The organism is Pseudomonas sp. AC463 (assembly GCF_979253585.1).
Map to the genome: position 1 here is coordinate 1 of NZ_CEEDDZ010001203.1, position 233 is coordinate 233.

Genomic DNA, 233 nt, shown 5'->3' on the forward strand with positions numbered 1-233 from the left:
GTCAGGTCGTATGCGGTGCCGCCGCCGGTTTCCCGGTACGCGTCCTCGTTGAGCTTGTGATATTCCAGGGCGACGATCGGCCGCAGGCTGAACTGGCCGACGACGTGCTCGTACGACACGGAGCCGGAGCCGGAGTACAGCATGCCGTTCCAGTCGGAATCCGCCCGGCGCTGCACCGTTTCCGATCCGATCGCGCCGTCGAATTGGCGCACCGCGTCGAACGACAGGAAGGC

Annotated in this window: 1 protein-coding gene; it reads right to left on the minus strand. The window is 66.1% G+C overall.

Annotated elements, in window-relative coordinates:
* Positions 1-233, minus strand: a 233-nt coding sequence (locus AC0IYH_RS34135; protein WP_471838925.1) for an autotransporter domain-containing protein, incomplete at both ends; no start/stop codon positions are given.